Genomic DNA, 13909 nt, shown 5'->3' on the forward strand with positions numbered 1-13909 from the left:
GCGCCACATCAAATGGATAATCTCACAACGCAATCCTCAACCCCCAATCCCCAACCCCCCCCAGAATCATCCCTGGCCTGCTTCTTGCCTGATCATTTCATGTAGTGAGTACTTACCTAAATAAGCGCGCCATTTGAGTTGTTTGGTAGCGCCCAGGTACTCGCCCTGAACGGCATGCAACCACCAGAGATGAGCCAACAATGCAAACAACCATCTCCCTGCGAATCAACGGTCAGCCCGTCGAAGTCAACGCCATGGCCGACACCCCCTTGCTGCTGATCCTGCGCAACGACCTGTGCCTGAACGGCCCCAAGTACGGCTGCGGCCTAGGCGAATGCGGAGCCTGCACGGTGATCATCGACGGCGTCGCCGCACGCTCCTGCGTGATCCCGCTGTCCGGCGCCGCCAACCGCGACATCACCACCCTCGAAGGGCTGGGCAGCAAGGCCGCGCCGCATCCGGTACAGCAGGCGTTCATCGATGAGCAGGCGGCCCAATGCGGCTACTGCATGAACGGCATGATCATGACCGCCAAGGCCCTGCTTGACCGCATCCCCGATGCCAGCGACGAGCAGATCCGCAACGAGCTGTCCGGCAACCTCTGCCGTTGCGGCACCCACGTCGAAATCCTGCGCGCCGTGCGCCGCGCTGCCGGCCGCCTGGCCTGAGATCCGGAGCTGAACATGAACCACTCACAACACGTTCCCAGCCGCGAGCAACTGCTGGGCAAAAGCGGCGTATTGCTGATCGTCGACCAGATCACGCCGCCCTCCGGGCCGGTGGCCAAGGGCGTGACGCCCACGCTCAAGGCACGCGAGCTGGCACTGTTTCTTGCGGTCAGTGACGACGGCATGGTCTACGCCTTCAACGGCCACGTCGACCTGGGCACTGGCATTCGCACCTCGCTGGCGCAAATCGTTGCCGAAGAGCTCGATCTGCGCATGGATCAGGTGCACATGGTACTGGGCGACACCGAGCGCGCTCCCAACCAGGGCGCGACCATCGCCAGCGCCACCTTGCAGATTTCCGCCGTGCCGCTGCGCAAGGCCGCGGCCACGGCGCGGCGCTTCCTCCTGCAACAGGCTGCCCAGCGCTTGGACTGTGCGCCAGATGCGCTGCGCATGGAGGAGGGCGCAGTGATCAGCAGCGACGGCCGTAGCCTGCGTTTTGCCGAGCTGGTTCAGGGCGACAACCAGCAACTGCCGATTGCCGAGGATGCGCCGCTCAAGGCGGTCGACGACTATCGCCTGGTCGGTCGCAGTGCGGCGCGGGTAGACATCCCTGGCAAAGCCACTGGCGAGCTGACCTACGTCCACGACATGCGCCTGCCCGACATGCTCCATGGCCGGGTGATCCGCCCACCCTATGCCGGCCACGACAGCGGCGACTTTGTCGGCAACAGCTTGCTGGCGGTGGACCATGACTCCATCGCCCATCTCCCCGGAGTGATCGCGGTGGTGGTGATCCGCGACTTCGTCGGTGTCGTCGCCGAGCGTGAGGAGCAGGCGATCCGCGCCGCCCAAGTGCTGAAGATCAGCTGGAAACCGCACACTGGCAAGCTGCCAGATCTGAGCGATATCGCCCAGGCGATCCGCGACAACCCCCGCGTGCAGCGTACCGTGCTGGATCAGGGCGATGTCGACGGCGGCATCGCCAATGCCAGTCAGCGCCTGAGCCGCAGTTATCTGTGGCCCTATCAGCTGCATGGCTCGATTGGCCCGTCGTGCGCCTTGGCCGATTTTACCGAGGGGCAGATCCGCGTCTGGTCCGGCACGCAGAACCCGCACCTGCTGCGCGCAGACCTGGCTTGGTTGTTGGCGTGCGACGAACAGCGCATCGAGATCATCCGCATGGAAGCCGCTGGCTGCTATGGCCGCAACTGCGCTGACGATGTCTGCGCTGACGCGGTGCTGTTGTCCCGTGCGGTCGGCCGCCCGGTGCGGGTGCAGCTGACCCGTGAGCAGGAGCATGCCTGGGAGCCCAAGGGTACCGCACAGTTGATGGAAATCGACGGCGGCCTGAATGCCGATGGCACCGTGGCCGCCTACGATTTCCAGACCAGCTATCCCTCCAACGGCGCACCCACCTTGGCCTTGCTGCTCACCGGCGCGGTAGAGCCGGTGCCGGCGCTATTCGAGATGGGCGACCGGACCTCGATCCCGCCGTATGACTATGAGCACATGCGCGTGACCATCAACGACATGACACCGCTGGTGCGCGCGTCGTGGATGCGCGGTGTGTCGGCGATGCCCAACAGCTTCGCCCACGAGTCGTACATCGACGAGCTGGCCTTTGCCGCAGGCGTCGATCCGGTCGAGTACCGCCTCAAGCATCTGTCCGATCCGCGTGCCATCGATTTGGTCAAAGCCACCGCCGAACGGGCCGACTGGCAGCCGCGCAGCGAACCCATGCAAACCCCTGCCGAAGGTGATGTGTTGCGTGGTCGGGGCTTCGCTTACGCGCGCTACATCCACAGCAAGTTCCCAGGTTTTGGTGCTGCGTGGGCTGCTTGGGTGGCCGATGTTGCGGTTGATCGGCGCACCGGCGAGGTGGCCGTGACCCGCGTGGTAATCGGCCATGACGCCGGGATGATGGTCAACCCCGAAGGGGTGCGGCATCAGATTCACGGCAATGTGATCCAGTCGACCAGCCGCGTGCTCAAGGAACAGGTGAGCTTCGAGGAGTCCACCGTGGCGAGCAAGGAGTGGGGTGGCTACCCAATCCTGACCTTCCCCGAGGTGCCGGCGATCGATGTGATGATGCTGCCGCGCCAACATGAACCACCGATGGGCAGCGGTGAGTCGGCTTCGGTGCCGAGCGCGGCGGCCATCGCCAACGCGATCTTCGATGCCACGGGTATCCGCTTTCGCGAACTGCCGATCACCGCCGAACGGGTGCGCGCGGCGCTGAACGCTGAAAACCAGGCCCCTGAGCCGCCAGCGCAGCCCGCGAGCAAACGCTCGAAATGGTGGTTCGGCTCGCTCGCCGGGGTAATCGGCGCGGCATTGGGCATGGCCGCCACGGCGTTGCCCTGGCGCGCCGAGATCGCCCCGGTAACGCCACCGGCCGCTGGTAGCTGGTCGGCCTCGATGCTCGAACGTGGGCGCCAAGTGGCGGCGGCCGGTGATTGTGCGGTGTGTCATACGGTCAGCGGTGGCAAGGTCAATGTCGGCGGCCTGGCGATGGATACGCCGTTCGGCACGCTGTACAGCACCAACATCACCCCCGACCCGGAAACCGGCATTGGTCGCTGGTCATTCGCCGCGTTCGAACGGGCCATGCGCGAGGGCATCAGCCGCGATGGCCGACACCTGTATCCGGCGTTTCCCTACACCTCGTTTCGCACTATCACCGACGCAGACATGCAGGCGCTGTACGCCTATCTGATGTCGCAGACCCCGGTCCGCCAGGAGGCGCCGGCCAACCAGATGCGTTTCCCGTTCAACCAGCGCCCGCTGATGGCGGGTTGGAACGCGCTGTTTCTCAAGCGCGGCGAGTATCAGCCCGACCCGCAGCGCAGCGCACAGTGGAATCGTGGTGCCTATCTGGTCGATGGCCTGGGGCACTGCACTGCCTGTCATTCGCCGCGCAACCTGATGGGCGCGGAAAAGGGCGGTTCCAGCTATCTGGCCGGCGGCATGGTCGATGGCTGGGAAGCGCCAGCGCTGAACGCGCTAGGCAAGTCTGCGACGCCGTGGAGCGAGAGTGAGTTGTTCACGTATCTGAGCACTGGCTTTTCCGATAAGCACGGCGTTGCCGCAGGCCCCATGGGGCCGGTGGTCAGCGAGCTGGCCAGCTTGCCGCAGAGCGATGTGCGGGCGATCGCCCATTACCTGACATCCCTCGACGGCACACCGCAGCAGGTTGCAGCCAAGCCCGCGCCACAAGTCGATTCGCAGGTTTCGTTGAGTAACGGTGAGCGCCTATTCAAGGGCGCCTGCATGGCCTGCCACAGCGATGGGCTTGGGCCGAAACTGTTCGGCGTCAGCCCGTCGATGGCAGTCAACAGCAACGTCCATAGCGCGCTGCCAGACAACCTGCTGCGCGTGGTGCTACATGGCATTGCCCATCCAGCAACCCCCGACCTGGGCTACATGCCAGGGTTCAAGGACAGCTTGTCGGACCGCCAGGTAGCGGACCTTGCCGCTTACCTGCGCCAGCGTTTTGCTGGCAGCCAGCCGGCCTGGGAGGGGCTGCAGGCCAAGAGTGCTCAGGTGCGTGTCAATCCTGGCAGCCACTGAAGCTCAGCGGCGCAGGCCGCGCAGGGCCAGGTCGCTGATGAACGCCAGCCAGTCGGACTTGGCCTGCTTGTCGGCCAGGTCCACGGCAAGGAAGGAGCTGAGGGTGTAGCGGTTGGAGTTATAGAAGTAGCACAGCGAGGCGATCATCAAGTAGGTGTGCTTGATGTCGATATCGAGGCGGAACAGGCCCTGGGCCTGGCCCGCCTCGATGATTGGCCGCAATACGCCGACCGCCTCGCCGGACAGCGCCTTGAGGTTCTGCGACTTCTTGGCGTGCTTGCCCTGATGAAGGTTTTCCGTGGCCAGGATGGTGACGAATTCCGGGTGGCGCACGTAGTAGTTCCAGATGAACGCCACCAGTTCGCGCAGGGCGTTTTCGGGGTCGCACAGGTCCAGGCGCAGCTTGGCTTCGGCTTGGTTGAAGCTTGCGTAGATATGCTCCAGCACGCTGATGAACAGCTGCTCCTTGTTGCCGAAGTAGTAATAGATCATGCGGTCATTGGATTTGGCCAACGAGGAGATCTGCTCGATGCGCCCACCGGTGAAGCCTTCCTTGCTGAACACCTTCACCGCGGCCTGGAGGATGTTGTGTTTGGTGCGGTCGGCCTGCTGGGCGCGAACGCCGGTTTTGCGAGTCTGCATGGGGGATCACTGTGCGGCTGGCAAGAGCGCTAACACTGCCATAGACCCTAGGGCCTTTGCGCGGCTTTTTCAGCAGAACGGTTAACGATGCCAATGAGGTAAGCGAACATGCAGCATCTTGATCTGCAGGTCATCGACAAGGCCCTGCAATGGGCGCGGGCCGGCGAGACGATCTGGCTTTGCACGGTACTGTCCACCTATGGCTCGGCCCCACGCTCCCCGGGCGCGATGCTGGTCTGCAATGGTGGGCTGGAATCCGTTGGCTCGTTGTCGGGTGGCTGCGTCGAGGAGGAGTTTCTCGCAAGCCTTGGGCGCGGAGCCTTTACCCAGGCGGCGCAGGTGGTGCGCTATGGCGATGGGCAGGCGCAGAGCCGCCGTTTGCGTTTGCCGTGCGGCGGCGTGCTGGTGGTGTTGGTCGAACGTCGTGAGTCGAATGCTCGCTGGCTGGCGCATTTGCAGGCGCTGCGCAGTGCGCTCCTGGGCCAGCAGTGGGTAACGCGCAGGATCGCGCTGGCAAGCGGCAGCTTCGAGGTTTATGCCGACAGCAGCGTGGCCGTGCGCCTGGCCGAGGAAGTGGTCGAGATCGGCATCGGTCCGGCACTGCGCTTGCTGCTGGCTGGGTTATCTCCGGTGGCCGAGGCCTGCGCTGCTATCGCCCGCACGCTCGGTTGCGAGGTCATCGCCTGTGATCCGCGTGAAGAGATGGCGCATGTGCAGCTTGAAGGCGTGCAGATGCATCGCGTGCTGCCCTCGTTGTTCATTGCCGAGGGTGGCTGCCATGGCGCCACGGCCGTGGTCGCACTGACGCACGATCCGAAGATCGATGACTTGGCCTTGCTGGAGGCGGTCGATACCCAGGCGTTCTACATCGGCGCCATGGGGTCGCTGGCAACTTCCGCCAAGCGCGCTGAGCGCTTGCGGCGTATCGGTGGATTGACCGAGGCGCAGATCAGGCGCTTGCACATGCCAATCGGCCTGGACCTGGGAAGCAAGTCGCCGGCAGAGATTGCGCTGGCGGTCATGGCGGACGTATTACGGGTGTATCGAGGAAAAGCGCGGGACGCTTTGTAGAACCGTTCTTGCCGGCAGTGATCTCGAGCAAGTCGGCAATTTGTAGGAAAGCGCGCTTTTTTTCCTCAATTCTTGTAGTCCAATTCCCAAGGGCGTCGTTTCCCTGCTCAGCCCATTGTGACGCCCCGGCGGCACGTCTAGTCTCGCCGTGCCTGTCGCGCTTCACTCCAGCATCCACCAGTCCCACGGGCAGAGATTCGCGTAGGGTTGCGTTGAATCGGTCTGGCAGGTACTGGGGTGTTGCGCGAGAGGTTCTATCGATCATGGACAAGAGAAGGGCAGCACAATGGACGACCAAACGCTGTTGAACCAGATTATGAAATTGAAGACCACAGGTGTGGCCACGTTTGCCTGCGATACGCCCAAGGGCAAAGTCGAGCTGTTGCGGGTGATGCCCGGGCTGGCGGCCGAAGAGGTGCTGCAGGACGTGGTGAAAATGTTGAGCTGTATGACCGAGCTCACCCGCCGCGCCATGGCCCGGCCGGACGATGTGGAAGTGTTGATGCGGTCGGGTTACTACCTCAATGGCATGGCCAAGGCGTTGGTAGAGGATCTGTTGCTGGGCTTGCATGGCGAGTCGGGCGCTGAGGGCGCTACAGCGCATTGAGTATTGCGGCTATTCAGCCGTCATCGCGGGACAAGTCGCAGCGGCCTACCGCCGCTGCTAATGATTTGCACCATCACCGGGCTTGCATTGGTCCTGTTCTGCGAAAGCGCAGCGATTCGCCCGCTCGCCTCATTGTCGAGCCGAGGTACCCAGCAATGCCTCGATCTCAGCCAAGCTCTTCTTCGCCGGCACACAGGTGATCGGTTCGAAACGATAGCCAAGCTTGTCGTCAGCGATAGCGATGGCAGCAGTATCGTTCGCAAGTGGGGCAATCATGGCACCACGCTTGTCCGAAAGGCCGCAGTAGGAAGCCGGCAACGTGAACGCAGCGAAGGCAATTGCCTCACGTGCTGGTTTTTCATACGTCGATTTGCGTGAGAGTTCGGCCATCGCAGTCAGCGCTATCAACGCACACAGGTAGATCGCCACCACTGCAGCCAAGTCAGGCAGCGCGTCATATTTCTGTTTTTTGCGCATGCTGAAGTAGTCGCGCACCATCGAGCGCAGCATCAGGAACAACGAGCCGAACACCACCGCCCCCAGCGCTATCGCCACGCCCGCCGACCACAGTGACACAGTCATGATCACACTCAGCAGAAGTTGTGCGCCGACCAACTCGCGCGGTGGCAAGTGGGTCAGCTCGGCAATGACGTGATCGGCGAGAACCTTCGAAAGTGTCGCCACCCCGATCGCCAGCAGACCTGCCAGGGATTTCCACGGCAGGCGGTCGCGCAGTTTGCTGATCTCGAAGTAGCAGTACAGGAAGGCCATTCCAGACAACCAGGTCAAACCCAGCAGTGATCGGCCGAAGAGAGGGTTGAGCGGCATGCCCAGCTTGGCCAGGGCGCCAGTGGCGTAAAGAACCACAGCAAAGAAGCCGAAGATCATCATCACATGCCGCGTCAACGACCAGTCCTTGACGATCAGGTAGCGGCGATAGCACCAGACCCGTTTGCGTGGTGTGGCATAGACATTGGCGCCATAGCCCGATAACGCTGGGGCGATGATGAACAGGGTGACGCAGAGCAGTACCTCAAGCATTGCCTTTCCTTGTTTGATCTCTCTTGCTCGCCGGTCGACCGACCGGACAAGCGTCCATGGGTGCAGTGCGCACGTGGCGCGGGTTGCGATTGTGCAGGCCATGGCAGAGAGATGCATCCCTAGGGAAGGCATTTGGGAAGCGTCTGACGTGATGCAGAAGCTTGGTAGTGGGAAGTGTTAAGCAAAACGCCGATGGAGGGGGCTGAGCCTGCGGTCCGGGGTAGATAGCGGTCAAGCCCAGCTCGGTTGCCTTCGTTTCTGAACTACTCAGCACGTCCCCAAACAGTGCAGGCATGCTTTAAAATGAGTCTCCAAGCACAATAATTTTGCCTTTAGTTGGTTTTAGCTATGCATGTTGCATATAAATCGATAGTTGAATTGCTGACTTTTTCCGCCTGCTCCTCGTCCCGCGTAAGCGGCCCACATATTGCTCTAGCTGCTGCTATCGACAACCCGGAGCCCCAGCCATGAGCGCGCCCAGCGAATTCCCCCTCTCAGAAGCCCCCCAATCAGCCCGCAAGGGCTTGCTACCGATTGCCATGGTGCTGTTCAGCTTCACCTTCTTCACCGGCACGATGTTCGCCGGTGGCAAGTTGGGCATGGCCTTCAACTTCGTCGACATGCTGTGGATCGCGACCATTGGCAACAGCTTGCTGGCGCTGTACGCCGCCAGCTTGGCCTTCATCGCCTCGCGCAGCGGTCTGAACACGGTGCTGATGGGGCGCTTCTGCTTTGGCGAGGCAGGCAGCCGGCTTTCGGATTTTCTCCTGGGCTTTGCCGAACTGGGCTGGTACGCCTGGGGCACGGCGACGGTGGCGATCGTGCTGGTCAAGCTTCTGGGCCTGGCCGATGGTTTTACCATCCCGCTGATGGTGTTGTTTGGCCTGGGCTTTAGCATCACCGCAATCATTGGTTTCAAGGGCCTGGACCTGCTGTCGCGGGTGTCGGTGCCCTTGATGTTCGTCCTGCTGGTGGTGTCGATGGTCATCGCCACCCGCGATGCCGGGGGCTTTGCCGGGCTGGCGGCGGTCATACCGCATGAGGCGATGAGCTTTTCCGCCGCGGTGACCATGGTCTTTGGCACCTTCGCCAGCGGCGCCACCCAGGCCACCAACTGGACGCGGTTGTCGCGCAGTGGGCGGGTGGCAGTGACTGCGAGTGTGGTGAGTTTTCTGCTGGGTAACGGGCTGATGGTGGTCGCGGGGGCCTGGTGTGCGATGGTCTACCAGCAGGCGGATATCGTCGAGGTGATGATCCTCCAGGGCCTGTCGTTCGCGGCGGTGGTGATGCTCTGCCTGAACCTGTGGACCATCCAGGGGCCGACCATCTACAACGTTTCGGCGGCGGCCTGCCATTTGCTGCGCAGCGAGCGTCGGCGCACGGCGACCCTGGTCGCGGCGGCGGTAGGCATCGTGCTGGCGATTGGCGGTATGTACGAGTTGCTGATCCCGTTCCTGGTGCTGCTGGGCTCGATCATTCCGCCTGTGGGCGGAGTGATCATGGCCGACTTCTGGTATCGCCACCGTGGTCAGTATCCGGCCTTGGCGTCGGTGAACCTGCCGCGCTACAACCTCAAGGGCTTGTCGGCCTACGCGGTGGGCGCGTTGTTGGCCTATTGCTCGCCGTGGGTTGCGCCACTGGTGGGGATTGGCGCCTCGGCGCTGTGCTACATCCTGCTGCTTGAACTCAGTGGCCGGCGGCGCACCCTGGCGCAGGTCGAGCCGTGAGCCTGGCGCTGGAAGAGATCCTTTGTCTGCCTGGGCTGCAGGAGATGGTTGTTCGCGCTGGGGCGCGCAACGTGCAGCGGCGCGTGCGCTGGCCTTATGTGGCGGAGAACGAGGGCATCGCCGAGTGGGTGATGGGCGGCGAGCTGGTGTTCGTCACCGGCATCAACCATCCGCGCGGCGAGGCCAATCTGTTGAGCCTGGTCGAAGACGGCGAGGCGGTTGGCATTGCCGGGATGGTGATCCTCACCGGCGGCACGTTCATCCAGGGTATTCCGACCGCGGTGATCGCGCGCGCCGAGCAGTTGGGCCTGCCGCTGATCGAGCAGCCCTATGCGCTGAAGATGGTGGTGGTCACTCATTTGATCGGCACGGCGCTGGTGCAGATGAGCCAGGTACGGCGCTCGCGCAACGATATCCTGGGCCAATTGCTGACTGGGGATTACCCAAGCCTGGCCATCGCTCGCCAGCGCGCAGCGCACCTGGAACTGGCGCTGGATAGGCCGCGGCGTTTGGTGGCGCTACGCCTGTCGGCGGTCGATGAGTTGTTCGAGCGCCATGGTCCGGCGCACGGTGAGCGTCTCTGGCAAAGCACCCGCCAAGCGCTGGAAGATCATCTTCACGCCTGGTGCCGGAATCGCCCAGGCGCGGTGATGGCGCAGTTGCCGGGCGATCTGTTGGTGCTGTTGTTGGCCGAGGATGGCGACCTGCGCATGGCCTTGGCCGAGTTGCATCGGCAGCTGCTGGAAGTGGCGGGGGAGATGGGCCTGTTCATGGGCCTGTCGAGCCTCGCCGAGGACTGCGCGCATTACCGCCAGGCCCTAAATCAGGCGCGCCAGGCCCTGGAGGTGGCGCAAAACCTGCGACCAGCCACGGGCCTGTGCGACTTCAGCGAGCTAGGTGTATTGCGCTTGCTGCAAGGCATCGTCGACCGCTCGCTGATCGACGACTTCGTCGGCCAGACCCTCGGCCCGTTGATCACGCCTGGGCGCAAAAAACCGTATTCGCTGGTGCACACCCTCGACGCGCTGCTCAAGGAAAACGGCAATGGCCTGAAGGCCGCGCAGCGTCTGGGTTTGCACCGCAACACCATCAACCAACGTATGCAACGTATCGAGCAATTGAGCGGGCAGTCGCTGGACGACCCGCTTTTCCGTATGAATGCTTCGGTCGCTATGCTGATATGGCGCATGACCGAAGCCCAAGGCAAGGAGTAACCCCATGAACATCATCAACGCACGCCTGCGTGGCAAACCCGGCCTGTTTCGGATCGAACTCAACGGCGAGCGCATCGCCGCCATCGAGCCGCAAACCGCGGCGCTGGCGCTGAGCAATGCCGATGACCTGGACGCCCAGCAGAACCTGGTGGTAGCGCCGTTCATCGAGCCGCATATCCACCTCGACGCCACGCTCACCGCCGGCGAGCCGAATTGGAACATGAGCGGTACGTTGTTCGAGGGCATCGAGCGCTGGGCCGAGCGCAAAGAGCTCAACACCCACGAAGACACCAAGACCCGCGCCACCAAGACCATCGGCATGCTGGTCGATCACGGCATCCAGCATGTGCGAACCCACGTCGACGTGACTGACCCCAAGTTGACGGCGCTCAAGGCGATGATCGAGGTGCGCGAAGAAGTTCGTCACCTGATCGATCTGCAGATCGTGGCTTTCCCGCAGGAGGGCATCGAGTCGTACGCCAATGGCCGGGCGCTGATGAGCGAGGCGGTGGCGATGGGTGCCGATGTGGTCGGTGGTATTCCGCACTTTGAGAACACCCGTGACCAGGGCGTGTCGTCGATCAAGTTTCTGATGGACCTGGCCGAGCGCAGCGGCTGCCTGGTGGATGTGCACTGCGACGAGACCGATGACCCGCAGTCACGCTTTCTCGAAGTATTGGCCGAGGAGGCGCGGGTACGTGGCATGGGCGCGCGGGTCACTGCCAGCCATACCACGGCCATGGGCTCCTACGACAATGCCTACTGCTCCAAGCTGTTCCGTCTGTTGAAGATGAGTGGGATCAACTTTGTTTCCTGTCCGACCGAGAGCATCCACCTGCAGGGGCGTTTCGATACCTATCCCAAGCGCCGTGGCCTGACCCGGGTGGCCGAAATCGACCGGGCGGGGATGAATGTGTGCTTTGGCCAGGACTCGATCGTCGACCCGTGGTATCCGCTGGGCAATGGCAACATCTTGCGCATTCTCGAGGCGGGGCTGCACATCTGCCACATGCTCGGTTATGAAGATTTGCAGCGTGGGCTGGACCTGATTACCGATAACAGTGCCCGCACCCTCAACCTGGGTGAGCGCTATGGTATCGAGGTGGGGCGGCCGGCGAATCTGCTGTTGTTGTCGGCGCCGGATGATTACGAGATGGTTCGCAGCCAAGGGTATGCGTTGGTGTCGGTGCGTGCTGGCAAGGTATTGATGCGCCGCACGCCAGCGCAGGTTCAGCGGTTTGCTTGAGGTGTAGAGGCTGGGGCTGCAAAGCAGCCCCAAAAATTTCACTCATCGGCGTTGCGCGGCTTCAATTCACAATTGCCCCATAGGCCGATCGGTGGCAGGCTTTGCCGGCGCTTTTGCATCACCCACACTGCGAACAATAAGGAACCGCCAAGGTGAGTTGGGAAAAAGTCGGGAAGTCCCTCGTGGGCCTGTTGGTCGTCGGCGCCTGCGCAGCAGGGCTGTATACCGCCTTCAAGGAGGAACCAGCCCTGCAGGCACGCCTGACCTACGCCTACCTGACCTACCCGAGCCAGTTCAACGAGCGCATCAGCAAGGCCAATGACTTGCTCAAGTACGAGCGCCTGCATGAGCAGATGAGCGATATCAGCAAAGGCCTGCTCGGCCACCAGCAGCTCGACAAACTGGTCGACGTCGCCCAGGAACCCTACCTGCAGCTGTTCGCCAAGCCGTTCGAAGCAGGGCTGGTCGACCATCGCACCGGCTTGCAGATCGAGCTGGAAAATACCAGCGATAGGGCACTCAAGGATGTGCAGATCCGCCTGCCGGCCAAAGGCCTGGTGCAGGTGCGTGACGATGCCGGCAACGATGCGATTCCCCAGGCGGCGACCAATATCATCGACATTCCGAGCATCGCCGGGCGTGCGGCGTGCAAGGTGTGGATCTATTTTGATTCGGATTACTCGCAGATTCGCCAGGGTGGCCTGAGCATCCGCCATGCCGATGGCCTGGCACAGATCAGCACCTACCGCGAATACATAGGCGTGCCCGCAACGGTGGCCAAGTACAGCCAGCTGCTTATCACGCTGCTGGTGGTACTGACCCTGGCGGTGCTTGTCCTGGGCTACACCTGCCTGCGCCGAGAGGGCAGCGCCTCGAGCGCGTCCAGATAACTCACTCGCCGTCGTGCAGCGCCAGGCTCTGGCGCAGTTGCGCAAGCATTGCCGTGCGTAGCTGCGCGGGCGCGTGCAGCTGAATCGCCCCGGCGTGGGCCAGCAGCCAGCCCAACAAGGGGCGATTGTCTTCGACGGTGGCCTCAAGGTGAGCGCTGCCGTCTTCCTGATAGTTCAGGCGCATATCCGCAGAAAGCGGCTGTTGTTGCAGGCGCTGGGCCAGTGCCGGGTTGACCCAGGCGCGTAACGCCACCTGTTGTGGCCTGTCGATATCGTTCGGTTGAAGCAGCTGCGCCTCGCCCAGGCTCAAGCCCGGTTGCCAGTACCAACCGTAGGGCATGCCCTTGCTGTTGCAGTGCAAGGGGAACAACCCGGCCAGCTCATTCAGATCACGTTCCACCGTGCGCTTGCTGGTCGAGTGACCTATCTTGGCCAACGCCTGTTGCAATTGGGTGGAGCTCAAGCCCGGATGATGGTCGGGCAGCAGCTTGAGCAACTGCCACTGACGGGCGATGGTGTGGCGAGTGGGATTGCTGGGCAAAACACGGATCCTTGGCGCAGCGGGTGGCTCGCCTAGCTAGTGGCAATTGGCTATTGCTGCGCAGCATACCTTGGCACAGGATGGGATCCAAATTTAGTTAGTGCCTTCGCGCAACGGTTGCTGGATGACTTCGTATCTTGCAGTTCCTTCGACTACTAGCGTGCCTTGCTCATCCCAGAGCTCACCTCTGGCATAACGCCTATGTCCTCTGGACATGTATTGGGTACCAACGCCGACAAAGCGTCCAGGAGTGACAGGCACCCGCAGTTGGATATCCAGCCCAGTACAGCGGGCCACTTGGTTACTGGCGAGCATGGCGAAGACTGCCGGCCCCATGCATTCCTCGATCATCGCCGAGAGCATACCGGCGTGGATAAAGCCCTCTTCGTTGGTCAGGGATGACGTAGCCGTGAACAGCACCTCGGCCTGGCGCTTGACCTTGTGATACAAGATCAGCTGCCAGCCGAGCAGGCTGGCGGCGTGAGGCAACGAATGCTGGCCATCTGTGGTTCTGCAGAACAGCGTGTCCTTGTCCATCAGGTGATGCGCTCCATAGCCGAGGGCATCACCTAGCCTGCAATGGACAGTGGGGCAGGTCTACTGGCAAAAATGCCAGGTGTGCAATCGAGCGCTTGGATGTGCGCTATTTCAGTTGAGTGTCTGCGCTAGCCATGCCGGCTGATGACAAG

At 62.4% G+C, this 13909-nt stretch carries 12 protein-coding genes; 8 read left to right on the forward strand and 4 right to left on the reverse strand.

Features of this window, described 5'->3' with window-relative positions; translation table 11 throughout:
• Positions 1 to 200 precede the first annotated feature (200 nt).
• Both ACF8K2_RS18425 and ACF8K2_RS18430 read left to right on the forward strand, forming a co-directional pair.
• Entirely contained in the window at positions 201 to 668 is a 468-nt protein-coding gene (locus ACF8K2_RS18425) for a (2Fe-2S)-binding protein (protein WP_186553604.1), read from the forward strand.
• Between the two features lie 15 nt (positions 669 to 683).
• Positions 684 to 4241 (forward strand): molybdopterin cofactor-binding domain-containing protein, encoded by a 3558-nt coding sequence (locus tag ACF8K2_RS18430; protein WP_392466658.1) that lies wholly within the window; start codon positions 684 to 686, stop codon positions 4239 to 4241.
• A gap of 3 nt (positions 4242 to 4244) precedes the next feature.
• Here ACF8K2_RS18430 and ACF8K2_RS18435 read toward each other — a convergent pair whose 3' ends face one another.
• Positions 4245 to 4883 (reverse strand): TetR family transcriptional regulator, encoded by a 639-nt coding sequence (locus ACF8K2_RS18435; RefSeq protein ID WP_392466661.1) that lies wholly within the window; start codon positions 4881 to 4883, stop codon positions 4245 to 4247.
• Positions 4884 to 4991: 108 nt separating this feature from the next.
• Between ACF8K2_RS18435 and ACF8K2_RS18440 the strand changes: the two genes are divergently transcribed.
• Both ACF8K2_RS18440 and ACF8K2_RS18445 read left to right on the forward strand, forming a co-directional pair.
• A complete protein-coding gene (locus ACF8K2_RS18440) occupies positions 4992 to 5954 on the forward strand; it encodes an XdhC family protein (RefSeq protein ID WP_392466664.1) in 963 nt (320 codons plus the stop codon).
• A 316-nt stretch (positions 5955 to 6270) separates the two neighbouring features.
• Entirely contained in the window at positions 6271 to 6561 is a 291-nt protein-coding gene (locus ACF8K2_RS18445; protein ID WP_312154168.1) for a DUF3077 domain-containing protein, read from the forward strand.
• Positions 6562 to 6690: 129 nt separating this feature from the next.
• On the opposite strand, the gene ACF8K2_RS18450 is transcribed toward ACF8K2_RS18445, so the two are convergent.
• A complete protein-coding gene (locus tag ACF8K2_RS18450; protein WP_392466667.1) occupies positions 6691 to 7719 on the reverse strand; it encodes a hypothetical protein in 1029 nt (342 codons plus the stop codon).
• 350 nt (positions 7720 to 8069) lie between these two features.
• Between ACF8K2_RS18450 and codB the strand changes: the two genes are divergently transcribed.
• From codB to ACF8K2_RS18470, 4 genes are all read left to right on the forward strand, one after another.
• Positions 8070 to 9329, forward strand: coding sequence for a cytosine permease (gene codB, locus ACF8K2_RS18455; RefSeq protein WP_392466669.1), 1260 nt, complete (start codon positions 8070 to 8072; stop codon positions 9327 to 9329).
• On the forward strand, positions 9326 to 10543 hold the full coding sequence (locus ACF8K2_RS18460; RefSeq protein ID WP_392466672.1) for a PucR family transcriptional regulator: 1218 nt from the start codon (positions 9326 to 9328) through the stop codon (positions 10541 to 10543). Before codB ends, ACF8K2_RS18460 begins: the two co-directional genes overlap by 4 nt.
• A 4-nt stretch (positions 10544 to 10547) precedes the next feature.
• Positions 10548 to 11789 (forward strand): cytosine deaminase, encoded by a 1242-nt coding sequence (gene codA, locus ACF8K2_RS18465; RefSeq protein WP_392466675.1) that lies wholly within the window; start codon positions 10548 to 10550, stop codon positions 11787 to 11789.
• A gap of 152 nt (positions 11790 to 11941) precedes the next feature.
• On the forward strand, positions 11942 to 12679 hold the full coding sequence (locus ACF8K2_RS18470; RefSeq protein WP_392466678.1) for a hypothetical protein: 738 nt from the start codon (positions 11942 to 11944) through the stop codon (positions 12677 to 12679).
• Between the two features lies 1 nt (position 12680).
• Here the strand turns inward: ACF8K2_RS18470 and ACF8K2_RS18475 are convergent, their stop codons facing one another.
• Both ACF8K2_RS18475 and ACF8K2_RS18480 read right to left on the reverse strand, forming a co-directional pair.
• The gene (locus ACF8K2_RS18475) at positions 12681 to 13220 is read right to left on the reverse strand and encodes a WYL domain-containing protein (RefSeq protein ID WP_392466681.1); all 540 of its coding nucleotides are present in this window, start codon (positions 13218 to 13220) and stop codon (positions 12681 to 12683) included.
• A gap of 93 nt (positions 13221 to 13313) precedes the next feature.
• Complete coding sequence (locus ACF8K2_RS18480; RefSeq protein ID WP_392466684.1) at positions 13314 to 13757, reverse strand: PaaI family thioesterase; 444 nt, start codon at positions 13755 to 13757, stop codon at positions 13314 to 13316.
• Positions 13758 to 13909: the final 152 nt, after the last annotated feature.

The sequence above is a fragment of the Pseudomonas sp. xss_2 genome (assembly GCF_043104195.1).
Classification (GTDB): domain Bacteria; phylum Pseudomonadota; class Gammaproteobacteria; order Pseudomonadales; family Pseudomonadaceae; genus Aquipseudomonas; species Aquipseudomonas urmiensis.